General features: G+C 71.3%; 27 protein-coding genes. 15 read left to right on the forward strand and 12 right to left on the reverse strand.

Going from position 1 to position 25,341, the window contains the following annotated elements:
- Nucleotides 1-37: 37 nt before the first annotated feature.
- Genes Vau01_RS44350 through Vau01_RS44360 form a run of 3 tightly spaced genes read left to right on the forward strand, consistent with a single transcriptional unit; the run spans nt 38 to nt 2,821 of the window.
- Nucleotides 38-397, forward strand: a complete 360-nt coding sequence (locus tag Vau01_RS44350; RefSeq protein WP_204006244.1) for a VOC family protein — start codon at nt 38-40, stop codon at nt 395-397.
- Entirely contained in the window at nt 394-1,566 is a 1,173-nt protein-coding gene (locus tag Vau01_RS44355) for an AI-2E family transporter (protein WP_239152339.1), read from the forward strand. The genes Vau01_RS44350 and Vau01_RS44355 overlap by 4 nt, the downstream gene beginning before the upstream one ends.
- A 19-nt stretch (nt 1,567-1,585) precedes the next feature.
- Nucleotides 1,586-2,821 carry a deoxyguanosinetriphosphate triphosphohydrolase gene (locus tag Vau01_RS44360; RefSeq protein WP_373320390.1) on the forward strand — a complete coding sequence of 412 codons (1,236 nt, stop codon included), beginning with the start codon at nt 1,586-1,588 and terminating at the stop codon, nt 2,819-2,821.
- Here the strand turns inward: Vau01_RS44360 and Vau01_RS44365 are convergent.
- Nucleotides 2,818-3,639 (reverse strand): alpha/beta hydrolase, encoded by an 822-nt coding sequence (locus tag Vau01_RS44365; protein ID WP_239152340.1) that lies wholly within the window; start codon nt 3,637-3,639, stop codon nt 2,818-2,820. The genes Vau01_RS44360 and Vau01_RS44365 overlap by 4 nt on opposite strands.
- 49 nt (nt 3,640-3,688) lie before the next feature.
- On the opposite strand from Vau01_RS44365, the gene dnaG reads away from it, so the two are divergent.
- From dnaG to Vau01_RS44400, 7 genes are all read left to right on the forward strand, one after another.
- Complete coding sequence (dnaG, locus tag Vau01_RS44370) at nt 3,689-5,548, forward strand: DNA primase (RefSeq protein WP_373320391.1); 1,860 nt, start codon at nt 3,689-3,691, stop codon at nt 5,546-5,548.
- Entirely contained in the window at nt 5,549-6,082 is a 534-nt protein-coding gene (locus tag Vau01_RS44375) for a hypothetical protein (protein ID WP_204006248.1), read from the forward strand.
- A 57-nt stretch (nt 6,083-6,139) separates the two neighbouring features.
- On the forward strand, nt 6,140-7,054 hold the full coding sequence (locus Vau01_RS44380) for an ABC transporter ATP-binding protein (protein WP_204006393.1): 915 nt from the start codon (nt 6,140-6,142) through the stop codon (nt 7,052-7,054).
- Nucleotide 7,055: 1 nt separating this feature from the next.
- Complete coding sequence (locus Vau01_RS44385) at nt 7,056-7,820, forward strand: ABC transporter permease (protein ID WP_204006250.1); 765 nt, start codon at nt 7,056-7,058, stop codon at nt 7,818-7,820.
- Between the two features lie 31 nt (nt 7,821-7,851).
- Nucleotides 7,852-8,670 carry an ABC transporter permease gene (locus Vau01_RS44390; RefSeq protein WP_204006252.1) on the forward strand — a complete coding sequence of 273 codons (819 nt, stop codon included), beginning with the start codon at nt 7,852-7,854 and terminating at the stop codon, nt 8,668-8,670.
- A gap of 77 nt (nt 8,671-8,747) precedes the next feature.
- The gene (locus Vau01_RS44395) at nt 8,748-9,470 is read left to right on the forward strand and encodes a DUF3626 domain-containing protein (protein ID WP_373320394.1); all 723 of its coding nucleotides are present in this window, start codon (nt 8,748-8,750) and stop codon (nt 9,468-9,470) included.
- A gap of 4 nt (nt 9,471-9,474) precedes the next feature.
- A complete protein-coding gene (locus Vau01_RS44400; protein WP_204006253.1) occupies nt 9,475-10,383 on the forward strand; it encodes a glycosyltransferase in 909 nt (302 codons plus the stop codon).
- Between the two features lies 1 nt (nt 10,384).
- On the opposite strand, the gene Vau01_RS44405 is transcribed toward Vau01_RS44400, so the two are convergent.
- From Vau01_RS44405 to Vau01_RS44420, 4 genes are read right to left on the reverse strand one after another with little or no spacing between them, the layout of a single operon-like run.
- Nucleotides 10,385-11,008 (reverse strand): DUF305 domain-containing protein, encoded by a 624-nt coding sequence (locus Vau01_RS44405; RefSeq protein WP_239152342.1) that lies wholly within the window; start codon nt 11,006-11,008, stop codon nt 10,385-10,387.
- Nucleotides 10,993-11,799: a lytic polysaccharide monooxygenase gene (locus tag Vau01_RS44410; RefSeq protein ID WP_204006255.1), complete on the reverse strand. Its 807-nt coding sequence runs from the start codon at nt 11,797-11,799 to the stop codon at nt 10,993-10,995. The genes Vau01_RS44405 and Vau01_RS44410 overlap by 16 nt, the downstream gene beginning before the upstream one ends.
- A 25-nt stretch (nt 11,800-11,824) precedes the next feature.
- Nucleotides 11,825-13,105, reverse strand: coding sequence for a sensor histidine kinase (locus tag Vau01_RS44415; RefSeq protein ID WP_204006257.1), 1,281 nt, complete (start codon nt 13,103-13,105; stop codon nt 11,825-11,827).
- Nucleotides 13,102-13,785 carry a response regulator transcription factor gene (locus tag Vau01_RS44420; RefSeq protein ID WP_204006258.1) on the reverse strand — a complete coding sequence of 228 codons (684 nt, stop codon included), beginning with the start codon at nt 13,783-13,785 and terminating at the stop codon, nt 13,102-13,104. The genes Vau01_RS44415 and Vau01_RS44420 overlap by 4 nt, the downstream gene beginning before the upstream one ends.
- Before the next feature lie 25 nt (nt 13,786-13,810).
- On the opposite strand from Vau01_RS44420, the gene Vau01_RS44425 reads away from it, so the two are divergent.
- Complete coding sequence (locus Vau01_RS44425) at nt 13,811-14,359, forward strand: DNA mismatch repair protein MutL (RefSeq protein ID WP_239152343.1); 549 nt, start codon at nt 13,811-13,813, stop codon at nt 14,357-14,359.
- Nucleotides 14,360-14,406: 47 nt separating this feature from the next.
- On the forward strand, nt 14,407-15,693 hold the full coding sequence (locus tag Vau01_RS44430) for an MFS transporter (protein WP_204006260.1): 1,287 nt from the start codon (nt 14,407-14,409) through the stop codon (nt 15,691-15,693).
- A 3-nt stretch (nt 15,694-15,696) separates the two neighbouring features.
- Here Vau01_RS44430 and Vau01_RS44435 read toward each other — a convergent pair whose 3' ends face one another.
- Nucleotides 15,697-16,098, reverse strand: coding sequence for a DUF6069 family protein (locus Vau01_RS44435; protein WP_204006261.1), 402 nt, complete (start codon nt 16,096-16,098; stop codon nt 15,697-15,699).
- Between the two features lie 92 nt (nt 16,099-16,190).
- Here Vau01_RS44435 and Vau01_RS44440 point away from each other — a divergent pair, with 92 nt between their 5' ends.
- Nucleotides 16,191-17,123, forward strand: coding sequence for an AraC family transcriptional regulator (locus tag Vau01_RS44440; protein WP_204006262.1), 933 nt, complete (start codon nt 16,191-16,193; stop codon nt 17,121-17,123).
- 73 nt (nt 17,124-17,196) lie between these two features.
- Here Vau01_RS44440 and Vau01_RS44445 read toward each other — a convergent pair whose 3' ends face one another.
- Both Vau01_RS44445 and Vau01_RS44450 read right to left on the reverse strand, forming a co-directional pair.
- Nucleotides 17,197-18,405, reverse strand: a complete 1,209-nt coding sequence (locus tag Vau01_RS44445; protein ID WP_239152344.1) for an alpha/beta fold hydrolase — start codon at nt 18,403-18,405, stop codon at nt 17,197-17,199.
- Between the two features lie 7 nt (nt 18,406-18,412).
- On the reverse strand, nt 18,413-20,197 hold the full coding sequence (locus Vau01_RS44450) for an ABC transporter ATP-binding protein (RefSeq protein WP_204006263.1): 1,785 nt from the start codon (nt 20,195-20,197) through the stop codon (nt 18,413-18,415).
- 104 nt (nt 20,198-20,301) lie between these two features.
- On the opposite strand from Vau01_RS44450, the gene Vau01_RS44455 reads away from it, so the two are divergent.
- Nucleotides 20,302-20,724, forward strand: coding sequence for a MarR family winged helix-turn-helix transcriptional regulator (locus tag Vau01_RS44455; protein ID WP_239152345.1), 423 nt, complete (start codon nt 20,302-20,304; stop codon nt 20,722-20,724).
- Here Vau01_RS44455 and Vau01_RS44460 read toward each other — a convergent pair.
- The 4 genes from Vau01_RS44460 to Vau01_RS44475 are packed head-to-tail and all read right to left on the reverse strand — an operon-like array spanning nt 20,721 to nt 24,078.
- Nucleotides 20,721-21,551 carry a VOC family protein gene (locus tag Vau01_RS44460; protein ID WP_204006267.1) on the reverse strand — a complete coding sequence of 277 codons (831 nt, stop codon included), beginning with the start codon at nt 21,549-21,551 and terminating at the stop codon, nt 20,721-20,723. The two genes, Vau01_RS44455 and Vau01_RS44460, sit on opposite strands and share 4 nt — an antisense overlap.
- Nucleotides 21,552-21,572: 21 nt before the next feature.
- Nucleotides 21,573-22,205, reverse strand: coding sequence for a CbrC family protein (locus Vau01_RS44465; protein WP_204006269.1), 633 nt, complete (start codon nt 22,203-22,205; stop codon nt 21,573-21,575).
- Nucleotides 22,202-22,630, reverse strand: coding sequence for a hypothetical protein (locus Vau01_RS44470; RefSeq protein WP_204006271.1), 429 nt, complete (start codon nt 22,628-22,630; stop codon nt 22,202-22,204). Before Vau01_RS44470 ends, Vau01_RS44465 begins: the two co-directional genes overlap by 4 nt.
- A 23-nt stretch (nt 22,631-22,653) precedes the next feature.
- Nucleotides 22,654-24,078 (reverse strand): pyridoxal phosphate-dependent aminotransferase, encoded by a 1,425-nt coding sequence (locus Vau01_RS44475; protein WP_239152346.1) that lies wholly within the window; start codon nt 24,076-24,078, stop codon nt 22,654-22,656.
- A gap of 200 nt (nt 24,079-24,278) precedes the next feature.
- On the opposite strand from Vau01_RS44475, the gene Vau01_RS44480 reads away from it, so the two are divergent.
- Nucleotides 24,279-25,289: a M14 family zinc carboxypeptidase gene (locus tag Vau01_RS44480; protein WP_204006273.1), complete on the forward strand. Its 1,011-nt coding sequence runs from the start codon at nt 24,279-24,281 to the stop codon at nt 25,287-25,289.
- Nucleotides 25,290-25,341 lie beyond the last annotated feature (52 nt).

Here is a 25,341-nt window from a genome sequence, read left to right on the forward strand (position 1 = left end):
GTATTTCCTCACTTTCGGCCCCCGGAGGGACATGCGGATGGGAAGTCGATGGCTCGGCATCGTCGTTGACTCGAGCGACCCCGCCCGGCTCGCCCGGTGGTGGGCCGAGGTGCTCGGTTACCACGTGACCTTCGAGGATCCCGGCCTGGTGTCGATCGCCGGTGACGACAAGACCCATCCCGGCATCGCGTTCGTGTCCGTGCCGGAGGCGAAGGCCGGCAAGAACCGGCTGCACCTCGACCTGGAGCCCGACGACCAGCCGGCCGAGATCGAGCGGCTGGTCGACATGGGCGCCCGGCACGTCGACATCGGGCAGCCGGCCGATCGCGGCTGGACCGTGCTCGCCGACCCGGAGGGCAACGAGTTCTGCGTCCTCCGGGGCGGGAAGACACCGTGACCGCCGACTCGTCCGCTGAAGAGATACTGCGGCGCGAGCCCGCCGGCGGCGCGCCACCGGTCGACGAGGGGCCGCCGGGTCGGGTCGGATTCGGGCAGGTCTACCGGTGGGGGATCGCCGCGGCGCTCGGTGTGCTGAGCGTCGCGCTGGCGGCGTTCGCCGTCTACGCGGTGCGCAGCGTGCTGGTCCTGGTGATCATCGCGCTGTTCATCGCGGTCGGGCTCGATCCGGCGGTGCGGTGGCTGGTGCGGCGCGGGTTCCGGCGCGGGGTCGCGGTCGGGATCATCTTCCTGGCGGCGTTCGGGATGCTCGCCGGGTTCCTGGCGGCCGTCATCCCGCCGCTGCTGCGCGAGGGCGGCGACCTGTTCACCAACCTGCCCGGCTACGTGGAGCGGCTGCCCGAGCAGTCCAGCCTCTACCGCGACCTGGCCGAGCGGTACCACTTCACCGAGAAGCTCAGCCAGTACGCCGCGAACATCCCGCAGAAGCTGGTCGGCAACGCGTGGGGGTTCGCGCGGCAGTTCCTCGGCGCGCTCGCCTCGGTGCTGACCGTGCTCGTCTTCACGATCTACTTCATGGCCGACCTGCCCCGGCTGCGGCGCGGCCTGGTGCGGCTGTTCCCGCGGCCGCGCCGGCCGCAGGCCGCCGAGGTGGTCAACGTGGTGGTCGAGAAGGTCGGCGCGTACATGGTCGGCAACCTGATCGTCTCGCTGGTGGCCGGCTTCACCAGCTTCGTGGTGCTCATGGTGCTCGGCGTGCCGTACGCGCTGCCGCTGGCCGTCGCGGTGGCGATCACCGACCTGATCCCGCTGGTCGGCGCCACGATCGGGGCCGTGCTGGTCACGGCGATCACGTTCTTCACCAGCGACCTGTGGCCGGAGACGGTCGTGGTCATCATCTTCTTCGTGGTGTACCAGCAGTTGGAGAACTACATCCTGGTGCCGCGGGTCATGCGTAACACCGTCGACATCTCCTCGATCGCGGTGCTGCTGTCGGCGCTGGTCGGTGCCACCGTGATGGGCGTGATGGGCGCGCTCATGGCGATCCCGATCGCGGCGGCGGTCAAGGTGGTGCTCACCCCGATGATCGAGCGGCACACGGAGAGCGCACCGCCGGCGGTGCCGGCCCAGGCGCCGGCACCGAGAGAACCCGACACCGCCTCGGAGTAGCGGCGATACCCTGGCGATCGTGATCGACAGCGACGGTGACGCCCAGCGCTTCGTCGCCGAGCCACCCAAGTTCTCCGGTAGCCGGTCCGAGCGCAGCCCGTACGAGCGCGACCGCGGCCGGGTGCTGCACTCGGCCGGGTTCCGCCGGCTGGCGACGAAGACCCAGGTGCACCCGGCCGGCGAGGACGGCTTTGTGCGTACCCGGCTGACCCACTCGCTGGAGGTCGCGCAGATCGCCCGCGAGCTGGGCGAGCGGCTGGGCTGCGACCCCGACGTCGTCGACACCGCCGGGCTGGCGCACGACCTCGGCCACCCGCCGTTCGGGCACAACGGCGAGGACGCGCTCGACGCGATGGCGCAGGCGTGCGGCGGCTTCGAGGGCAACGCGCAGACGCTCCGGGTGCTGACGCGGCTGGAGGCGAAGGTCTTCGACGCCGCCGGGCGGTCGGCGGGACTGAATCTGACGCGGGCAGCGCTCGACGCGGTGTGCAAGTACCCGTGGTTCCGCGCGCCCGGGCAGCGCAAGTACGGCGTCTACGCCGACGACGCGGCGGTCTTCGACTGGCTGCGCGCGGGTGTCGACGGCAGCCGTCGCTGCCTGGAGGCGCAGGTGATGGACTGGTCCGACGACGTGGCCTACTCCGTCCACGACGTCGAGGACGGCATCCACGGCGGCTACGTCGACCTCGACCCGCTGCGCCACGACGACGACGAACGGGCCGCCCTGTGCGCCGACGTGGCGGCGGTCTACTCCGGCGAGTCGGCCGGCGACCTCGCCGAGGTGCTCGACGGGTTGCTCTCCGACCCGGTGTTCGCCCCGCTCAGCGGCTACGACGGCAGCCACGGCGCGCAGGCGGCGCTCAAGCGCGTCACGAGCGTGCTCACCGGCCGGTTCGTGGTCGAGACGATCCGGGCCACCCGGGACCGGTACGGGCCGGGGCCGGTCCGCCGCTACGACGCCGACCTGGTGGTGCCGCGCCGGACCCGGGCACAGGTGGCGCTGCTGAAGGGCATCGCGCTGCGGTACGTGATGCGCCGGCCGGGGGCCGGGCCGTCGTACGCGCGTCAGCGGGAGATGCTGCGCGATCTGGTGACCGTTCTGATCCACAAGGCCCCGGCCGAGCTGGACCCGATCTTCACCCCGCTCTGGACGGCCGCGGCCGACGACGACGCCCGGCTGCGCGTGGTGATCGACCAGGTGGCCAGCCTCACCGACCCCGCGGCGATCGCCTGGCACCGCCGGCTGTGCGGCTAGGTGCGGGTGCCGCCGACGACCGTGGGGTTCAGCGCCCAGTTCAGGGCGTAGTCGGCGATCTCCTCCCAGCCCGGCTGGCCCACCGTGTAGTGGCTGCGGTCGGGGAACTCGCGGTAGGCGGTGAGCGCGCTCGTGCGCCGGTACTTGCGGGCGTTCTCGCGGTTCACCGCCGCCGGGATCACGTGGTCCTTGCCGCCGGCCAGGAACAGCAGCGGCGCCCGGTTGACGTTGGTGAAGTCGACCCGGAGCGGGGTCTTCGGGGCGACGTTCGCCAACGCGCCCTGGAACAGGACGTTGGCGGCGGCGGGGACGTGGTACCGGTCGTAGACCGTGCGTGACTCGGCCTTCGACAGCGTGTTGCAGAACGCGTAGCGGAACTGGTCCGGGGTCAGCGGCACCGCCTTGTGCCGGTTCGCCGGGTTGCGCAGCACCGGCGCGGTGACCCGCAGCGTCGAGAACGGCAACCGGCGCACGCCGCGGACCGGCGACGGGGCCAGGGCCACGCCGGCCGCACCGAGACCGCGGTCGAGCAGGAGTTGCACGAACGTTCCGCCGAAGGAGTGACCGATGATCATCGGGGGCCGGTCGAGGTCGCGGATGATCCGCTCGTAGTGGTCGACGATCATGGTGACGTCGAGCCGGGTGAGCGGCGTCGGGTCGCCCCGCAGCGCGTCGACCTCGCCCTCCAGGCCCGGCCAGGCTGGCGCGATCACGTGGTAGCCGGCGGCGGTGTACCGCTCGACCCAGTGCTCCCAACTGCGCGGGGTCATCCACAGCCCATGGATGAGCACGATCGTGTCGGACGTCAGCTCGCTCACGTGAGCAACATACCCACCAGTGGACGGTGCCCCTCCCGGACGGTGCAGGATGTACGTCATGACCGCCCGCATCCGCCAAGAGGACATCACTCTGCTGCGCGAGCGCGTCTCCGTGGTCGACGTGATCTCCGATCACGTCACCCTGAAGTCGGCCGGTGGCGGCAACCTGAAGGGTCTCTGCCCGTTCCACGACGAGAAGACGCCGTCGTTCAACGTCAAGCCGTCACAGGGCGTGTACTACTGCTTCGGCTGTGCCAACGGCGGCGACGCGATCAAGTTCGTGATGGAGATCGACCATCTCACGTTCCCCGAGGCCGCGGAGCGGCTGGCCGCCCGCGCCGGCATCGAACTGCGGTACATCGAGGGCGGGCCGGCACCGGTCCGCCAGGCCGGCCAGAAGCAGCGGCTGATCACCGCGCACCGCGACGCGGCGGCGTTCTACGCCGAGCAGCTGCTCACCCAGGGTGCCCGGCCGGCCCGCGAGTTCCTCGCCCAGCGCGGCTTCGACCGGGCCGCCGCCGAGCGGTACGGCTGCGGTTTCGCCCCCGACGCCTGGGACGTGCTCACCAAGCACCTGCGGAACCAGGGCTACACGGCGCAGGAACTGGTGACCGCGGGCCTGTCGCGGGAGGCGCGCAGCGGCAGCCTGATCGACCGGTTCCGGCGCCGCCTGCTGTGGCCGATCAAGGACATCAGCGGCGACGTGATCGGCTTCGGCGCGCGCAAGCTCTTCGACGACGACGACGGCCCGAAGTACCTGAACACGCCCGAGACGCCGCTCTACAAGAAGTCGCACGTGCTCTACGGCATCGACCAGGCCAAGCGGGAGATCGCCAAGCAGGGCCGGGCGGTGATCGTCGAGGGGTACACCGACGTGATGGCCTGCCACCTGGCCGGGGTGCCGGTCGCGGTGGCCACCTGCGGCACGGCGTTCGGCGGCGACCACATCCAGGTGCTGCGCCGGCTGCTGATGGACGTCGACGCGTACACCGGCGAGATCATCTTCACCTTCGACGGCGACGCCGCCGGGCAGAAGGCCGCCCTGCGGGCGTTCGAGGACGACCAGAAGTTCGTCGCGCAGACCTACATCGCGGTCGGCCCCGACGGCATGGACCCGTGCGAGCTCCGGCTGGCCCGCGGCGACGCCGCCGTGCGCGACCTGGTCGCCCGGCGTGAGCCGATGATCGACTTCGCGATGCGCGCCAACGCCGCCCGGTTCGACCTCGACACCGTTCCCGGGCAGGTGGGCGCCGCCCGCGCGGTAGCGCCGCTGGTCGGCCGGCTCAAGGACCGCTCGCTGCGCGACCAGTACATCAACCGGATGGCCAACATGCTCGGCGTCGACGTCGAACTGGCCCGGCGCGAAGTCGCCGCGGCCGGTGACGGTCCGGGCCGCGCCGCGCCGGTGCAGCGCCAGCCGATGGTGTCCACAGTGGACGGTGCCGAGGCCGCCGTCGAGCGCGAGGCGCTCAAGCTCGCGCTGCAGGCGCCGGCCCTGTCCGGCCCGATGTTCGACCTGATCGGCGCCGAGGCGTACGCCCATCCGGTGCACGCCGTCCTGCGCGAGGCGATCACGCAGGCCGGCGGCGCCGCCGGCGGCCTGTCCGGTGCGGTGTGGACGGAGAAGGTACGCGACGCGTGCCCGGACCTCGCGGCGAAGGCGCTGGCGACCGAACTGTCCGTGGAGTCGCTGCGGCTCGACCACGATCCCGACCCGCGCTACGTCGACCAGACGTTGACCCGGTTGCAGATCCCGGCGGTCAACCGCCGGATCCGGGAGATCAAGTCGAAGCTGCAGCGGCTGAACCCGGTGACGCAGCGGGAGGCGTACCTCACGCTCGCCGGTGAGCTGTTCTCCCTGGAGCAGCAGGCGCGCGGGCTCCGGGAACGGGCGGCGGGGGGTATCTGAGTGTCGCTGTTCCGTCGCCGCCGGCTTCCGGCGGATGCGCGTCCGCCCCTCGACCGCGACGAGCGGGTGCTGGCGTGGGCGGGTACCGCGAACCATGCTGTGGTGGTCGTCACAAACTTCGGCCTGTGGCTGCCCGGAATCTCCGGCTCGGCGCGGCTGGGCTGGCACGAGATCCACAAGGCGACGTGGTCGGGCCGGGCGCTGCTGGTGGTGCCGGCCCGGGTGAAGGAGTCGTTCGACACCTACGCCGAGATGGTCGACGAGGAGACGGTGAGCGTCACGCTGCTCGACCCGGACAAGGTTCCGGAGCAGGTCCGGGCCCGGGTGACGAAGTCGGTGGCGTACACGAGCCACCACGTGCTGCCCGGCGGCGGCGTGCGGGTGGTCGCCCGCCGCGTCCCCGGAAAGGACGGCCTGCGGTGGACGGCGCGGTACGACCCCGCCACGCCGCCCGCCCCCGACGCCGTGGCCGATCTCGTGGCCGACGCCCGCGCGGCAATAACTGCCGGGCAGACCGTCGCACCCTCAGGTTAGGGTCGCCGGGTGGTCGAGACGAAGCCAACGGACGCCCCCGAACGGCCGGATCAGCCGATGATCGCCGCCAAGGGGCTGGTGAAGCGGTTCGGGTCGTTCACCGCGGTCGACGGCATCGATGTCGAGGTGCGGGCCGGCGAGGCGTTCGGGTTCCTCGGCCCGAACGGCGCCGGAAAGTCGTCCACGATGCGCATGATCGGTTGCGTGTCGCCGCCCACCGCGGGATCGCTGCGCATCTTCGGGATGGATCCGGTGCGTCAGGGCCCGCAGATCCGGGCCCGGCTCGGCGTGTGCCCGCAGCAGGACTCGCTCGATCTCGAACTCACCGTCCTCGAGAACCTCACCGTGTACGCGCGGTACTTCGGCATCCCCCGCAAGGTGGCCCGCGAGCGCGCCCGCGAACTGCTCGACTTCATGCAGCTCGGCGACCGCGCCGGCGACACCACCGATCCGCTGTCCGGCGGCATGAAGCGGCGCCTCACCATCGCCCGGGCGCTGATCAACGAGCCCGAGATCGTGCTGCTCGACGAGCCGACCACCGGCCTCGATCCGCAGGCCCGGCACCTGGTGTGGGACCGCCTGTTCCGGCTCAAACAGCGCGGGGTGACGCTGGTGCTCACCACCCACTACATGGACGAGGCCGAGCAGCTGTGCGACCGGCTGGTGGTGATGGACGGCGGCCGCATCGTCGCCGAAGACTCGCCCCGGGCGCTCATCGCCGAGCACTCCACGCGCGAGGTGCTGGAACTGCGGTTCGGGCTCGACCCGCTGGAGCCCATCGCCGAGAAGCTCGACGGAATCGGCGAGCGGGTCGAGGTGCTGCCCGACCGCATCCTCCTCTACACGCCCGACGGCGACGAGGCCGGCGCCGCCGTCACCGGCCGCAAGCTGCACCCGTCGAGCGTGCTGGTGCGGCGCAGCACGCTGGAAGACGTCTTCCTGCACCTCACCGGCCGGACGTTGGTCGACTGACATGTTGCAGCCGTCGCTCGCCGTTCTCGAGTACAACCTGGCCACCTACCGGCGCGTGTGGAAGGCGTCGGTGCTGTCGTCGTTCGCGTTGCCGCTGCTGTTCCTGGTCGGGATGGGCGTGTCGGTCGGCTCGTATGTCGACGCGCGCGGCGCCCTCGACACCGACTATCTCGACTTCATCGCCCCCGGGCTGCTGATGTCCACCGCGTTGCAGGTGGCGGTCGCCGAGTCCACCTGGCCGGTGTTCGGCAGCTTCGCGTGGACGCGCGTCTACCACTCGATGCTCGCCACGCCGGTGCGTATCCGCGACGTCCTGGCCGGCAGCTTCGCGTTCGTGCTGGTGCGGGTCGCGCTGGCGAGCATCGGGTTCCTGGTCGTGATGCTGCTCTTCGGCGCCGTGCAGTCGTGGCACGCGCTGTTCGCGCTGCCGATGTGCGTCCTGCTGGGTCTGGCGGTCGCGGCGCCGTGCTTCGCGTACAGCGCGTCGGTGAAGTCCGACGGCATGTTCGCGGTGCTGCTGCGCTTCGGCGTCATCCCGATGACGCTGTTCGCCGGCGTGTTCTTCCCGATCGAGTCGCTGCACCCGGTGCCGCGGGCGCTGGCGTACGCGTCGCCGCTGTGGCACGGCGTCGAACTCGGCCGGGCGTCGACGCTGGGCATCGAGACCGCGTGGGGCTGGCCGACGCACGTCGCGTACCTGCTGCTGTGGTGCGTGGGCGGCTGGTGGCTGGCCCTGCACCGGTTCACCCGGAAGCTCACGGACTGATGCCGGCCCAACCGAGCGGGGGAGTAGCGCGATGGTGAGCACGCTGGCGCTGCCGACGGTCGCGAAGCGCATGGAACGGCGCTGGGCCAACACGGTCGCGGTCACCAACCGCAACGCCACCGCCGCCCGGCACTCCGCCTACTGGTGGGTGCTGCTGTCGGGGTTCTTCGAGCCGCTGCTGTACCTGCTGTCGATCGGCATCGGGGTGGGCCGCCTGGTTGGCGACTTCCGGCTGGCCGACGGGCGCATCGTCACCTACGCCGCGTTCGTGGCGCCGGCGATGCTCGCCGCGTCGGCGATGAACGGCGCGCTCGCCGAGAGCACGTTCAACTTCTTCGGAAAAATGAAGTTCATGAAGGTCTACGACGCGGTGATCGCCACCCCGGTGACACCCGTCGAGATCGCGGTCGGCGAGTTGCTGTGGGCGATGTTGCGCGGTGCCGTCTACTCGGCGGCGTTCCTGGCCATCATGGTGTGGATGGACCTCACCACGGTCGGGTGGGCGCTGGCGGCGTTCCCGGCCACGATGGTGGTCGGCTTCGCGTTCGGCGCGGTCGGCATGGTGCTGTCGACGCTCGTGCGCAGCTGGCAGGACTTCGACTACGTGATGGTGGCCCAGTTCGCGCTGTTCCTGTTCTCCGGCACGTTCGCGCCGGTGCAGTCGTTCCCGATCGTGATGCGGATCCTGGTCGAGTTCACGCCGCTGTACCACGGGGTCGAGGTGGTGCGGGCGCTCACCACCGGCGTGCTGGAGTGGACGCTCGCCTGGCACCTCACGTACCTGGCCGCGATCACCGTGCTGTGCCTGCGGATCGCCGGGCGCCGGATGAACAACCTCCTGTGTAAGTGAGCCGGTTCGAGCGCGCGCTGGAGTACGTCGCCGCCCGCTCGGCCGGCCCGCCGATCGACCGTGCTCACCGCGTCACCGTGAATTTTCATCCCGATCGGGGTGACCTTCTCGATTCGCTCGCGCGCGGCGGGTGTTATGTCTCGCAGTTCGTCACCGGAACCAGCAACGGCGGATTGACGGCATTCCCCGGCGGCGACCGGTGGCGCTGGGAGAGCCGGATGTTCGGCGGCGCGTACGACGACGCGCCCGCCGCCGACCGGCCGGTGTACGGTGCGCTGAACCTGCGCCGGAGCGCGGTCGGCGCGGCACCGCGGTTCGGGTCGGCCCACCTGCGGCTGACGGCCGACTGCCTGCGCCGGGCGACGTTCTGCTACCCCGACAGCTTCCTGGAGCCGACCGACTTCGGTGTGGCCGCGAACATGCGTCTGGCCGAGCTGGCGGCGGAGTGGGACGGCGATCCGCTCGACGGCTACGTCGAGGCCCACGTGCACGGCCCGGTGCGGGTCGACGCCGACGTCGAAGCGATCGTGCTCGATCCGTGTTACCGCGGTACCGCCGTGGAGTCGGCCGCGGCGCGGTTGCCGTGCGCCGTGGAGTGGCATCCGGGGTTCCGGCTGTCGGTCGACGAGCTGCGCCGGCATCCGCACTATCGCGGGCCGGAGTTCGTGGCGCTCGGTGTTTCGCTTTCCGTGGACGGGTTTCTCGACCCGGCGGTGATCGGGGCGGCCGTCGGGTTGCACGACCCGCAGGCGCTGAAGCGGGTCTGGCACTACGTGGCCCGGTTCGGGTGCCTATCGTGATCCGATGCGGGTTCTCCTGGTGTCGGCGCCCCTGATCGGGCACGTCTTTCCGCTCGTTCCGCTCGGCCGGGCCCTGGTGGCGGCGGGGCACGAGGTGTGCGTCGCGACCGGTGGCGACGGCATGGCGGTCACGAAGGCGGGGTTGACGGCCGTCGACCTCGTGGTGTACGAATCGCTCGCAGTGGCCGGCGCGCTGGCCGCCGCCACGCTCGGCGTACCGGCCGTGCTGCACGAGAACATGTTGTTCGACGGGCCGACGCTGGTGCGCGTCACCTCGTCGCGGTTGGGTAAGGCGCTGCGCCGCCACGGTCTTGACGCGCTCCCGGCGGACGCCGCGACGATCAGCATCGCGCCGCCGAGCGTGTTGCCGGACCGGCCCGGCCGGCCGATGCGGCCGGAGCCGTACGCCACCGGCGACCTCGACCTGCCCACGACGGCGCGGCCGCGCGTGGTGGTGACCCGCAGCACCGTCGGCGCGTCGGGCGGCGGGCTGATGCCGCTGGTGGCCCGGGCCGCCGCCGGGATCGACGCGGAGTTCGTGTTCCTCAACCCCGACCGGAGGACCCGGATACCGGCGAACGGGCGGGCGGTCGCGTCGGCGCCGATGCCGGCGCTGCTGGAGACGAGCGCGGCGGTGATCCACCACGGCGGTGCGGGGACGGCGATCGCGGCGCTGTGCGCGGGTGTGCCGCAACTCGTGGTGAACGGGACGGGCGACCGCCGCCACAACGCGTCCCTGATCGCCGCGCGCGGCGCCGGCCTTGCGGTCGACGAACCCGACATCGATGCCGACCTGATCCGCCGGCTCCTGACGGACCCGGCGGTGGCCGGTGCCGCGGGCGAGGTTCGCGCCGAGGTGGCGGCGATGCCCTCGCCCGCGACCCTGGTCCCGGTGCTGGCGGCGCTGCTGTAGGTCAGGCGGCGGCCATCGTGAGCATCAGGGAGATCTGGTCGGACCTTGACTCCTTGATGCGCCTGGCGAGGTCCTGGGTTTCCGGGTTCCTGCCGCTGCCGTCGCCCACCAGGTTGGTCAGTTCGACGGCGTTGTGCTGGTGGCCGATCAGCAGGTTCAGGAACATGCGGTCGAAGTCGGCGGCCGGGGCCTTCTTCAGGTCGGCCAGCTGCTCGGCGCCCAGCGCGGGCAGCCCGCCGTGATTGGCGTGCATGTTCGGGTCGTGGGCGCTCTGGGTGGGCTCGTCCCAGCCCTGCAGCCACGTCGTCATGACCTTCGCCTCCTCGCCCTGGGTGGCGTCGACCGCGGTGGCGAGGTTCTTCACGTCCTCCCGGGTCGACCGCTGCTCGGCCAGCGCGGCGAGTTCCCGCCCCTGTCCGGTGTGGACGATCATCATCTGGAGGAACATCACGTCGTTGCTGTTGTGCGCGGAACTGGCCGGCACCGCCGCGGTGGTCACCTCACCGGCGGCCGCCGGGCCGCCGGCCGCGTCGTCCTTTGTGGACGATGAGCAGCCGGCGAACCCGAACAGCGCCAGCAACGCGAACGCCGTCACGTAGCGCTTGACCATCAGACCGGCAGCCACAGCGCGAGCGTGAAGATCGACGGTTCCCACGACCGGATCGACGTGTGCGCCTGACGGCACTTGAACTTCTTGCCGTCGAAGGTCACGACGTCACCGACCTTGTAGGCGGTGCCCGGAGCCCAGCCACCGTTCGGCTGGGCTCCGGGCTGTTGGCCCCCGGGCGGAGGGGCCGGCACCGGCGCGGTGGACGAGCCACCGGTCGGTGCTGTCGTGGGCGGCTTGGTGCCCGTGCTCGTGGGCGCCGGGTTCGTCGGTGTCGAGCCGCCGCCGGTCCCGCCGATGTTCACGTCGACGCAGCTGTAGAACGCCATCGGGGTGTCGCCGATGTTCCACACGGCGAGAATCGTCTGCCGGCCGCGGAAGCCACCGAGGTTCACCTTGTGCGTCACGACGGCTTCGGGCTGGGCGTTCCCGCCGTCGACGACGCCGACGCGGGTGTTGCCGATGAAGTACTCCCAGTTGCTCGTGCGGTGGCGGGCGGTGAAGACCCAGGTGAAGTCGAGGCTCGTGCCGACGTTGCGGGCCGGCCAGGCGCGGCTGTTGTCGCTGAGCACCTTGAACTGGGGGAGGCCGCCGTCGCAGCTCTTCAGCCCCTTGACGCCTTCGACGCTCTGCGGCTCGAACTGGATGGCGCCACAGTCGGACACCGCCTTTGTGGCGCAGAGCGCCTGGCGGCTGGGCGGAGCGGAGACGTACCCGTGAGCGGAGGCGGCGGCCGCGGTGGCGAACACACCGGCGGCGGCGGCGCCGAGCACGACCGACGGATAGACGAGAGCCTTCTTCCAGAACATGCGCCGGACGCTACGGAGCGTTTTCCTAAAGGGACCTTAACGATGTCGGGACAATCATTAAATAAACCCGGGCGCCGCCGAGCGGTCCGTAGCCGATCTCCAGCCGGCCGCCCGCCGCCCGCGCCACCCGCTGGGCGATGTCGAGCCCCAGCCCGGTCGATCCGGCACCGCTGGCACCGCGCCGCACCGCCGCCTCCGGGTCGCGGATGCCCGGGCCGGCGTCGTCGACGATCAGCCCGTGCTCGGAGACGGTCACCTGCAACGGTGTTCCCTCGGGCGTGTGCGCGAACACGTTGCCCAGCAACGCGTCGATCGCCAGGATCAGCTCACCGCGCGGAATCGGTACCGGAACCGGCTGCTCGCCGCCGACGATCCGGGTGTGCCGGCCCTGGTCCTCGGCCAGCACCGACCAGAACGCCAGCCGGTCGGCGAGCGCCTCCACCAGGTCGGTCTCCTGCGCGGTGCGCTTGCTCGCGCTCAGCCGGGCGCCGGTGATGATGGCCTCCAGTTCCGCGTCGAGGACGTCGAACGCCTGCCGCAACCGGTCGGCGACCGGACCCGGCGGCACCGCGTCGGCGTCGAGGCGCAACGCGGTGAGCGGGGTGCGCAGCCGGTGCGACAGGTCGGCGGCGAGTTCGCGTTCGGCGTCCATGCGTTCGCGGAGGTTGTCGGCCATGGCGTTGAAGTTGCGGGCCGCGTCGCGCAGTTCCGGTGGACCCTTCGGTTCGGCGCGCACCGTGAGGTCGCCGGCGCCGAACCTCCGTGTCACATCGGCAAGATCGCGGGTGGCCCGCACGGTGCGGCTGCCGAGCCGGTCGGCGAACAGCGTGGAGCCGGCCACCAGCACGATCGCGAGCCCGGCCAGCGCCAGCCACGCCGGCCACACGCCGCGGTACAACTCGTCGCTCGGCACGAACACCTCGATGACGGCCACCTGACTGGCGTCCAGCACACTGGGTTGGAGGTAGATCAGCCCTTCGTCGTCCGTCCGCGTGAATGAGCGCCCGCCCCGCGCGGCCGCGACATCGGCCGCGGCCGCGTGGGAGACCCCGATCGGTGCCGAACCGGGAAGGTGGACGGCGAGCCGCCCGGCGCCACCCGCGGCCGTGCTCGCGACGGCGCGCGCCAGCAACGCCGGGCTGCTGTCGACGGCGAGCGCGGTGACCATCGCCGCCGCCTGCTGGCGCGCGTCGCCGAGCGCGCGGTCGTGGGCCAGTTGCCGGGTGACGCCGGCCAGCGGCACGAGGAACGCCAGCGCCACCATCGCCGTGATCGCGACGGCCAACCGGTTCAACGCGAGCCTCATGAGGGCTCCACCATCATCACGCCGACGCCGCGCACGGTGACCAGAAACCGTGGCTGTGCCGCCGTTTCACCGAGTTTGCGGCGCAGCCACGAGATGTGGACGTCGATGGTCTGTTCCTCGCCGATGTGCGCCTGCTGCCACACCTGCGTCATCAGTTCGCGCCGCGACACCACCCGGCCGGCGCGCTCGGCGAGATACTGCAGGACGTCGAACTCCCGCCGGGTGAGCCGCAGCGGCGCACCGTCCAATGTGGCCTGTCGCTTGTGCGGCTGGATGGTGAGGGTGCCGACGTTGATTTCCCGTTGCTCCTGCTCGGGCGCCTTGTGCCTTCTGAGCACCGCGTTGACGCGGGCCAGGATGTGCCCGGCGGAGAACGGCTTGGTGACGTAGTCGTCGGCGCCGAGGTTGAGCAGCTTGATGATTTCGCCCTCGCCGCGCCGCGCGGTGGCCACGATCACCGGGACGTCGGACACGCTTCGCATCATGCGGAGCGCGTCGGCGCCGTCGATGTCGGGCAGGCCGAGGTCGAGAATCACCAGGTCGGGTCGGTCGTCATTGACCATCTTCAACGCGTCGACGGCGGTGCCCGCGGCCCGCACGAGGTGGCCCGCGTCGGTGAGCGACCGGGACAGCGCCGCGGAGATGATGCGGTCGTCCTCGATCAGCAGGATCACGGCCATGGGCTGCACGCTACTGTGTCGGGTGATGAGGTCGCGGTGGGTCCTTCCCGTGCTCGGCTGGTGCGCCGCCACGCTGGCTTCGGTGGCGCTGGCTTCGGTGGCGTTGCTGCCCGTGTTGCGCACCGGCACTCCGAGTGCCGACGACACGGCGGCGGAGTTCGCGGCGGCGCCGATCGGCCCCGAGCCGACGTCGGTCGCGCTGCCGCCGGGTTCGGCGTCTCCCTCCACCGCCCCGCCGTCGTCCCGGCCGCCGGCTTCCCGGTCACCGAAAGCCCCGCCGCCGTCGCAGCCGGTCCGGGTCGTCGACGGCTGGACGGTGACCACCAACCCCGACGGCGAAACCGTGTACGTGCGCTCGTTCCGGGTCGACGGCGGGCAGGCGGTGATCCAGATGACCGAGGGCCGGGTCGACCTGGTGACGGCGACCCCGAGCCCGGGCTACACCGTGCAGACCGTGCAGAACGAACCGGGCAACCTGGCGGTGCAGTTCACCGAGCAGAACCACTACTACATAATCCACGCGTTGTGGCACAACAACGCGCCTTTCGCCCAGGTGAGCGAGGTCGGCGGCTGACGCGTGTGGGGCTTGCTGTGAAGCCCACGCGGGATCATGCTCTCGGCATGGATCTGCGGACTCGGCGGGCGCGGGTGGCCGTCGCGATGGCGTTCTTCGCGCAGGGCTTCTGCTTCGCCGCATTGTTGACGCAGACCAACGTGCTCAAGGACCGGTTCGAATTCAGCGACGGACAGTTGTCGCTCGTGCTGCTTGTCGTGCCGGTGGTCGCCGGTGTCGGCAGCGTGCTGGCCGGCGTCGCGGCGGCGCGGCTGGGCAGCGGGATCGTTCTCCGCGCCGGCGGGGTGCTGGTGGCGCTCGCGGTCGCCGGCACGGGCGCGGCCGACGAGCGGATCCAGCTGTACCTGGCGCTGGCGGCGCTGGGCATCGGCCTCGGCTCGGTCGACGCGGCGATGAACATGCAGGGGTACGGGGTCGAGCGGCGGTACGGGCGTCCGGTGCTGTCGTCGTTGCACGGCGTGTGGAGCGTCGGCGCGATGGCGGGCGCGCTCACCACCGCCGCGACGTCGGAACTGGACTTCACCACGTTCGAGTCGCTCGGCACGGCGGCCGTGATCGGTGCGGCGATCGCGCTGTCGGCGGGTCCGTTGCTGCTGCGCCGGTCCGAACTCGAGGGCGCGGCCGCGCCGGTTCCGGCCGCGCCCGCGGCCTCCGCGCCGGCCGGTCCGCTTCCGGCCGCGGCGGCCGGTGGCGTGGCGATTGGTGGACCCGGGGACGCGGCGCTCGCCGCACCGGGAGCGAACCCACCGGCGGCGAGCCTGCCGTGGGGGCCGATCGCCCTGCTCGGCGTCGCGATGATGGCGATGTACATCGCCGACTCCGCGACGTCGAACTGGAGCGCGGTGTTCCTCGACGACGAGCTCGGGGCGTCGGGCAGCGTCGCCGCCCTCGGGCTGTTCTTCTACCAGACCTTCATGGTGCTCGGCCGGGCCGTGAACGACCGCCTGGTGCGGCGGTTCGGACCGGCCAGGATCGTCCGCGTGGGTGCGGTGATCGGCGGGCTGGGCCTGGTCGTTGTCACGGTGGCACCGGTGCCGGCGATCGGGCTTGCCGGGTACGCGTTGCAGGGCCTCGGGTTGTGCGTGGTGGTGCCGCTGTCGTTCTCGGCGGCCGGGCGGCTCGACCCGGGCGGCACGGGGGTCGCGATCGCGCGGGTGAACCTGTTCAACTACGCCGGGTTCGTCATCGGCGCCGGCCTGATCGGCGCGGTGGCCGAACTGGCCGACCTGCGGTTGGCGTTCGCGGTGCCGGCATTGCTGACGCTGGTGATCGTCGCGCTAGCGCGCTCGTTCGAGGTCGACGCCCGGCCGGCGCCGCTCCGGGCCAGCGCATAGGGACTACCCGGTCGGTGCGGCTTGGGCGCGGGCGGTCTCGCGCTGGCGGCCGAGTACGGGCACGAGGCATGCCGCGACCGCGAGGTGCATGAGCGCGAGCACGGCCTTCGTGCCGCCCGTCGCCCCGACGGCCAGGATCGGCAGGAACGACACGAGTAGTACCACGCCGGCGACGACCGTCCAGATGCGGGCGGCGTGCCGGGTGAACCGGCCGAGCAGCGCGCGGGTGCCCCAGCCGAGCAGCGCGGCCACGAGCGCCATCGCGGCGGCGAACGGCAGCGCGATCTCGCCCGGCGGCCGGCCGTTCTGCGGGTCGACGCGCAGGTCGACGTCGAAAATCCGGGCGATGATCCACAGGGCGGCGGTGCTGAGGACGGCGCCGCCGATCGCGTACAAAGGCTTCATGACGGCGACCGTATGCCCGCCGAACGAGACGAACCATGAGTCACAGTCCTCGTTTTGTACGCGATCGTCTCGGCGGGGATACCATTCCGAAGATGGACGTGCTGAGTGACGTGATCACGGTGCTCCGCAGCGGCGAGACGCGCTCGGCGCGGTTGGAGTTCCACGCCCCGTGGGGGCAGTGGTTCGCGCCGTTCCCCGGGTCGGCCGGGTTCCAGATGATCCTGCAGGGGCCGTGCTGGCTGCTGCGCGACGTCGCCGGCGCCGAACCGCTGGCACTCGGCGCCGGCGACATCGTGTTCCGCCCGCACGGCGGCGCCCATGCGCTCGTCGACAGCCCGTCGACGCCGCACATCGAGCCGGCGTGCGACCCCGGCGAGGCCCGCCGGCTGCAGCGCTACGCCAACGAGACCATCGGCAGCAACGGACACAGCGTCACGGTGACGCTCTGCGGCGCCTACCAGTTCGACCCGGCGAGCGGGCACCCGCTGCTCGACTCACTGCCCGAGGTCGTGCACCTGCCCGCCCACCTCGGGCGCAACCCGGGCCTACGGTCCACAGTGGACCTGCTCGCCACCGAACTCGCCCAGCCGCGCCTCGGCACCGACGCGATCGTCCCGGCGCTCGTCGACACGCTGCTGCTGTACGTGCTGCGGACGTGGTTCGACGCTCAGCCGGTCAGCACGGAAGCCACCGGCTGGGCGGCGGCCCTGACCGATCCGGGCACGGCCGCGGCGTTGCGGGCCATCCACGGCGACCCGGCGCACCCGTGGACGGTGGCCTCGCTGGCCGCCGAGGCGGGCATGTCGCGGGCGCCGTTCGCGCGCCGGTTCGCCGCCCTGCTCGGGCAGCCGCCGCTGACGTACCTCACCTGGTGGCGGATGACCACCGCGGCCCGCCTGCTGCGCGAGTCGGACCGGCCGCTGAACGCGGTGGCGGCCCGCGTCGGGTACGGGTCGGAGTTCGCGTTCTCGGCCGCATTCAAGCGCCGGTACGGGGTGGCGCCGGGCCGCTTCCGGCGCTCGTGAAGGCGTTGCGCCGGGCGGCCGCAGCCGTTGCCGCCGGGCGGCCTCGCGGCCGCGGCCTCGCGTGCCGGGCGCCTCAGCGGCCGTCGGCCAGGTCCATCAGGCGGCCGAGGACGCGGTCGCCGTCGGAGCGGAGTCCGTTGTGGAGATACTCGTTCGTGAACCAGGCGCGCATCCCGCGGACCCGGCCGACCGTCTCCATCGAGAATCCGGCCGGCACGAACGGATCGTCGGCGTAGACCGTGGCCGCGACCCGGACCTCGTTGCGGCGCAACACGTCCGGGTCGTAGAGGTGCGGCCACTCCCGCTCGGCGAGCAGGTTCGCGGCCTCCTTCAACTGATTGAGCGCCGTATATTCGTCGAGCATCCAGGGGAACAGGTGCTCGCCGGTGAACAGCGTCGGGTCGTCGTGGAACTCTTGCGGCATCACGCGGTCGGCCGCCCAGCGGGTGGCGGTGCCGTTCGCGTAGCACGCCTCGTGGATGACGGCGTAGAGCGGGTTGCGGGCGAACGGCAGCACCTGCTGCAGGTCGTGCCGGAACGCGGGGCTGTCGGGCGGCAGTTCGAGGAGATAGTGCAACTGTTCGGCGCCGCCGTCCATGCCGAGGTGGTTGCCGGCGCAGCGCAGGCGGCGGGCGGTGAGCGGGTCGCCGTTGGCCAGCGTGCCGTCGAGTTTCAGGTTCCGCACCCGGTCGCGGTCGGCGGGGTAGCGGTCGTAGTAGCGGCGGTTGAGGTCGAGCATGCGGTCGAACGTCGCCGCGTAGATCTCGTCGGGTGACCGGTCGAGCGGCGGGACGCCGCCGGTGATGTACGCCGCGGCGAGGCTGTGCGGCGCGAGCGACAGGTAGGTCAGCGCGCAGAAGCCGCCGAACGACTGGCCGAGGATGCTCCACCGGTCGACGCCGACCGCCGTGCGGATCAGTTCGGCGTCGCGCACGATCGAGTCGGCGCGGAAGTGCGCGAGGTATTCGGCCTGCTCCCGCGGCGTCCCCGCAAGGTCGCCGACGGGCGTGGATCGCCCGGTTCCGCGCTGGTCGAGCATGAGGACGCGGTGGCGGCTCAACGCCCGGTCGAGCCAACCGGGTGACGAGGGATGCCGCGTCGGCCGCGGCGCCTCGTACCCCGGGCCGCCCTGGAGGTACACGAGGAACGGTCGGTCACGGCCGGCCGGATCGGCGACCTCGCGGGCGAACACGGTGATGGTGGGGCCGTCGGGATCGGCGTGATCGAGCGGGACGTCGAACTCGTGCTCGATCAGCACCAGACCCTGGGTGTAGACCATCATTCTGTGATCATGCCGCCAACGCCGCGTACCGTCCACCGGCGTCGACCAGGGTGGTGTGCGTCCCCGATTCCTCGACGCGGCCATGGTCGATCACCACGATCTGGTCGGCGTCGCGCACGGTGGACAGCCGGTGGGCGATGGTGACCGTGGTGCGGCCGGCCGCCAGGCCGGCGAACGCCCGCTGCACGGCCCGTTCGGTGTCGGTGTCGAGCGCGCTGGTCGCCTCGTCGAGCACCAGGATGCGCGGATCGCGCAGCAACGTGCGGGCGATCGCGATGCGCTGCTTCTCGCCGCCGGAGAACCGGTGCCCGCGCGAGCCGACCACCGTGTCGTACCCGTCGGGCAGCGCCGCGATGTGGTCGTGGATCTGCGCGGCGCGGGCGGCCCGCTCGATCTCGGCGTCGGTGGCGTCGGGCTTGGCGTAGCGCAGGTTCTCGCGGATCGTCGTGTGCAGCAGATACGTCTCCTGGCTGACGACGCCGACGATCGCGGCGAGGTCGTCGAGCTTCATGTCGCGGACGTCGATGCCGTCGATCGTCACCGTTCCGGCCGACGGGTCGTAGAGCCGCGCGATGAGCGCGGCGACCGTGCTCTTGCCCGAACCGGTCTCGCCGACCAGCGCGAGCGTTTCGCCCGGCGGGACGTCGAGGGTGACGCCGTCGACGGCCGCGGTGTCGCTGCCGGGGTACCGGAACGTGACGTTCTCCAGCCGCAGGTGGCCGTCGATCGCCTCGGGCCGCACCGGAACCGGGTGGGGCGGGTCGTCGACCTCCACGGGCAGGTCGAGGTACTCGAAGATGCGCGCGAACAGGGCCAGCGAACTGGTGATCGACACGCCGACGCTGAGCAGCCCCATCAACGGCCGGAACAGGCCGGACTGCAGGGCGGTGAACGCGACGATGGTGCCGATGGTCAGCTTTCCCGCGGTGCCGGGCAGCCCGGCGCTGAGGTAGATGACCGCGGGGATCGCCGCGAAGAGGACGCTCATCCAGGCCATCCGCCAGCGGCCGGCGAGCTCGGAGCGCAGCTCCAGGTCGATGAGCCGGGTGGACGACGCGGTGAAGCGGTCGATCAGCGCGGTGCCGGCGCCCATCGTCTTGCTCAGCTGCACGCCGCTGATCGACAGGCCCTCCTCGATGGTGACGTTGAGGTCGGCGAGTTCGCGCTGGCGCTGCGCGGTGATCGCGCGGCGCATCCCGGCGACCTTGCGGGTCAGGATGATCGCCGGCGGCAGCACCACCAACGAGACGAGCGAGAGCTGCCACGACAGCGCGAGCATCGCCACGATCGTGGCGACCACGGTGGTGAGGTTCGACGCGACCGCGGTGGCCGTGTTGGTGACGACCGACTGCATGCCGCCGATGTCGTTGGTGATCCGGGACTGCACCTCGCCGGTGCGAGTGCGGGTGAAGAACGCGATCGACTGGCGGTGCAGGTGCCGGAAGACGTCGGTGCGCAGCCGGTGCATGACCTGCTGGCCGACGGTGGTGGAGATGAACGTCTGCACGACGCCGAGCGCGGACGTGGCGGCGGCGACGCCGACCATGCCGAGCACGAGCCAGACGAGCAGCGTGGTGTCGAGCGTGGGCAGCGCGACGTCGATGACCTCACGCAACAGGAACGGCGACGCCATCGAGATGATCGAGGACGCCACGATCATCGCGACGACCACGGTGAGCTGACGCCGGTGCGGGGTGAACAGCCGCCCGATGCGGCGCAACGAGACCTCGCGGGCCTGCGCCTTCTCGGCGGCGGTGACGGTGTGCGATCCGCCTCGGCGGCCTCGCTCCATGGGAGTGTCTTCCAAGGGTTCTCTTCCTTCTGCCGGTCCTTCCGATAATGCTGAGGTTACCTCAACATGAGGGAACAACAACAGTGGCTGGTACGGTATTCCGCGTGAGCGCCTCTCCCTCGGACGACGACGACCTCGCCGGCCTGTTCTGGGCGGTGGCCAGGCGGTTGCGGCACGCGTCGAGCGTCCAGTTGGAGCAGTGGGACATCACGCCCGGGCAGTCGCGGGCGCTCCGCGTGCTCGCCAAACACGGCGACATGCGGCTGAACCACCTGTCGGAGCACCTGCGCATCGCCCCCCGCTCGACCACGGAGGTGGTCGACGCGCTGGAGGAGCGCGGGCTGGTGGAGCGGCGCCCGGACCCGACCGACCGCCGGGCCACCCTGGTCACCCTGACCGAGCGCGGCTCCGGAGTGGCCGACGACCTCCGCAAGGCCGCATGGGCCGAGACCGACCGCTCCTTCGCCGCGCTGAACCCGGAAGACCGGACAACACTGGCACGCATCCTGCGCGCCCTTCGTGACTAGCCGTTCGACTCCGGTGCGAACTGGCTGACCGTGAACTCGGCCCCCCACGGGTCGCGGACCACGGCCGTACGACTCCACTCCGACTTGTCGGAGCTGAGCACCGTGCCGCCCGACCGCTCCACGATCTCGACGGACGCGTCACGGTCGGCGACCGTGAAGACCACGTGCCAGTGGGCCGGCTGCCCCTGCTCGCCGGGCACCAGCCAGCCGACCGCGTCGGCGAAGCCGGGCGGGACGCCGACGCCGCTCTGCCGCTCGTGGATGTCGGGATCGGTGGTGGACGCCAGATGGTCGCCGTACCCCGGCACCCGGATCATCGTGGCGAAGCCCACGTCGTCGAGCGACCAGCCGAACACGGTGGAGTAGAACGCGGTGGACCGCTGCGGATCGGGCGTGTGCAGGTTGCCGAAGTTCCACGCGCCCGGCTCGTTCGTGGCCTGCACGCCCAGCCGCATGCCCGGCTGCCACAGCCCGAACCGCGCCCCCAGCGGGTCGACGCACAGCGCAGACCGGCCGGCCGGGCCGACTTCCTGCGGTTCGGCGAGGATCCGGCCACCCGTGTCACGCACCCGTTTCACCGTGCCGTCGGCGTCGTCGACGGAGATGTAGGTGTTCCAGCCGGCGCCCTCGCCACCCGGTTGCCGACCGGCCTCGATGAGCCCGGCCACCTCGCGGCCGCCGAGGCGGGCGATCGTGTAGCCGCCCGGCCGGTCTTCGTACGCCCAGCCGAACAGTTCGCCGTAGAACGTGCGGGCCGCGCCCGGATCGGGCTGCTCGGTCTCGATCCAGCTCGGCACGCCGTGCGGGTATGTTCTCGATTCAGCCATGCGGCCGACCCTACGCCCGGGCTACGACATATCCGTGTGGCCGCGCACCCGGTCGCACGAGCGGCAGCGGAACGCGTGGAAGTCGATCGCGAGGTCGTCGATGCCGTGCTGCCACATCCACGCCTCGGCGCCGTCGAAGATCGCCAGGAGCGCCGCCTCGGGGTCGGCCGGCAGGTGCCGGACCACGTCGTCGCGCGTCCACCGTCCGATGTAGACCATCGCGGACCCGCAGCAGAACAGCCAGCGCTCGCCCTGCCACGTCTGGTAACCGGGCGTGCGGACCAGTTCGAGCAGCACCATCGGCGGGATCTCGACGCTGACCCAGCCGTCCTCGTTCGGCTCGGTCAGCGGAAAGCCGTCGGCCCACCGCAGGTCGGGGACGCCGTGCGTGCGCCCGGCCACGGCGTCCTCCCACAGCACCATGCCGAACTCGGTGTCGCGGATGAACGCGACCTGTCCGGCGCGCAGGCACGGCACGCAGACCGCGGCGTCACGGTGCGGCGCCGGGCGCTCCTCCGGGCCGACGATCCGGCTGCCGCCGTCGAGTCTCAGGCGCTCGTCGGCCTCGGCGCCGCACACCTCGCACGGCCCGGCGCCGGTGTAGCCGGATGCCTCGGCGAGCGGCGCCGCGAACAACGGGAAGGGCTGGCTCACCCGCCCAAGTAAACATCCTTCAGGTACGTCTCGATGTCGGGGCCGGCCGGGTTGGCGATGACGTGGCGGCGCCAGGCCCCGCCCTCGTGTGCGGCGATCGCGAGTTCGCAGATCCCGCTGATTGCCGCGGTGTCCAGCGGAGCCAGGCTTGCCGGCGAGTCCGGGGGAGCGGCGAACGTGTGCTGGTACAGCTCGTCGGGGCGGACCCACCAGTTCAGCTGGGCCAGCAGGCGGCACTCGGTGAGGTGGACCACCAGGAAACCGACCCCGAACGCGCCGACCCGGTCGGGCCGGTCGGGCAGCGTCGCCGCCACGCTGCGGCGGGCCGCCGTCACCATCGCCGCGGACGCCGGGGAGACCCGGTACGTCTTGATGCGCCAGCCGTCGATGTCGGTCGTGCCGACGAACCGGGACCCGAAGGTCACCGGATCGACGGTGACCGCGACGTTCACCGCGCGGCCGCCATTCCGTTGTAGCCGTTCGATCCATTGTGGCCGTTGTGCCCGTTGTGTCCGTTGTAGACGGGACGCCGCGAGCGGCGCTCCGGCAGCGGCGTGGTCGGCGGCGGGTTCTGGTACGAGCCGTTCGAGTAGGCGCCGGTGGAGTACCCACCGTCGGAGTACTGGCCGCCGCCGCTCGGCAGCGATCCGGCGCTCGACAGCGAGCCGAGATTCATGATGCCGGTGCCGGTGATCGGCAGGTCGCCGGTGAGCGGGTCGTCGTTGTAGCTGACGTAGTGCGGCTCGGGCCGCAGGGTGCGCTCGTACGTGGCCATGCCGTCGATCAGCTTGGCCACGTCGTCCTCCGGGCGCACGACCAGACGCAGGAACTGGCTGGTCATGCCGAGCTTGTTGCCGCACTCGCGGACGTACACGCCGTGCTGGCTGATCAGGTGGTCGCGCATGTCGACGCCGTTCCAATTGCCCGGCACCTTGATGAGGATGAAGTTCCCCTGCGACGGGTAGACGGTGAGCCCCGGCACGCGCATCAGCGACTCGGCCATCCGCATGCGGTCGCGCGAGAGCAGGCGCAGGCTCTCCCGGTACTCGGCCTCGTAGTCCTTCAGCATGAAGACGACGGACTCCGCCAGCGAGTTCAGGTTCCACTTCGGCAGGGCCTTGCCGATCTTCGCGGTGATCGCCGGGTTCGCGATCATGTAGCCGAACCGGATGCCGTGCAGGCCGAAGTTCTTGCCGAGGCTCTTGAGCACCACCACGTTCGGGCGGATCACCGCGTCGGGACCGACCGACGGGTACCGCTCGGCGTCGACGAAGTCGATGAACGACTCGTCGATGACCACGAGGTCGAGGTCGGTCAGCTGGTCCATGAACCGGATGACCTCGCGGCGCGGGATGTAGTTGCCGTCGGGGTTGTTGACGTTGCAGATCACGGCCACCCGCGAGCCCCGGGACCGGATGAACGAGATGTAGTGGTCGAGGTTGAGCGCGAAGTTGTCGCGCTCCTGCAGCGGGTACATGTCGACCCGCTTGCCGGTCTCCATCGGCTGGTCGGTCCACCGGCCGAACGTCGGGATCGGTATCGCGACGCTCTCCTTGATGAGCAGGTGGTCGATCCAGGTGATGAGCTCGGTGGACCCGTTGGCCATCGCCACCGTCTGCGGGTGCAGCCGCAGCACCTGGCACAGCTGCTTGGTGATCGTTCCCGAGTCGCTCGGGTAGTACTTCAGGATGTCGACCAGGCTCTCGCTGAGCTTGGCGAACATGTCCGGCGTCGGGAAGTACGGGTTGCAGGGGATGCAGAAGTCGGCGAGCTTCTCCTTGGCATCCGGGCCCATGCTGCGGGAGAGCGCGAAGTACGAGGGACTGTGCGCGCCTTGCCGCAACAGGCTGGTGTCAACTGAACCGTGGCGCAACAGAAACCTCCATAGTCGGTGCCCGCGTTTCCCCGATGAGGGACGGTACGCGTAATCGTTCCCATGAATCCGATCCGCAATGGTGATTTGGGGCCTACCTAACGCCCCGCTAAAGATCGATTGGCATCGTGGCGAGCTGACCGGCGCGCGCCTAAGGTGGGCTCAATGACATCCACGTAGATCGATTCAGGGGGCACCCGATGAGATCAAGGACGCTGATCGCCGCGCTGCTCGTCGTCCCGTTGCTGTGGCCTGCCCCGGCAAAGGCCGAGCCGGCGCCACCACCGCAACCGACGATGCTGGCCGCGCCCACCGCCCTGGTTCCGTCCGAACCCACGCCCGAGCAGGTCGGATCGGCCCTCGCGACGATCGCGCGGGCGAGCGACGGCCGGGTGCGCCTCCGGGCGATCGGGCAGAGCAACGAGGGGCGTCCGCTGCGGTTGGCCACCGTCGGCCGCGGGCCGACGCGCCTGCTGTACGTGACGCAGCAGCACGGCGACGAGCCGCTCGGGACGCCCGCCGCGATCCAGGCTCTGTGGGCGCTCGGCGTGCCCGACTCGGCCTGGCACCGCTGGCTGCGCAGCCGCCTCACGATCGACGTGGTGGTGCAGGCCAACCCCGACGGCGCGGTGCGTGACCAGCGCTGGAACCACGACCCGTCGGCGACCGGTGAGTTCGCGCAACCGGGCGTGGGCTACGACATCAACCGGTTCCACAACCCGCTGACGCCGATCGAGGAGAACCCGGTGCCGGAGTCGCGGGCGGTGCTGCGGTGGTGGCACGCCACCCGGCCGGCGGTGGTGGTCGACTACCACATGCAGGGCCGCTACCTGCAGCCCGACGGCCGCGAGACCACCGCGTCGATCCTGTGGCCGACGTCGCCCCTGGCCGGCGCCGACGCCGTGACCCGCGGCCGGCAACTGGCGGTCCGCAACTACACGGCGATGACCTACCTCGCGGGCGCGAACGTGACCCGCTACCCGGGCGGCGACTACGAGGGCATCGCCCGCAACGCGTACGGCGTCCTGGGCAGCGCATCGCTGCTGGTAGAGCTGTCGAACCTGCCGCCCGAGCAGGTGCCGGCCCAGATCCGCACCGCGTTCGTGTCCATGCTCGCGACGGCCCAGGGCGCCGCCGACCGCACGTTGTGGAAGGCCGATCCGGCGGACGCCGACGCCATCCCGGCGCGCGGCCCCTCGCTGCCCGGCTGAGGATTCCGCGATCTTGGACTCCGTGCGGTGCCATGGGCCCTGCGGGAGTCCA

The sequence above is a fragment of the Virgisporangium aurantiacum genome, assembly GCF_016863635.1.
GTDB classification, from domain to species: Bacteria; Actinomycetota; Actinomycetes; order Mycobacteriales; family Micromonosporaceae; genus Virgisporangium; species Virgisporangium aurantiacum.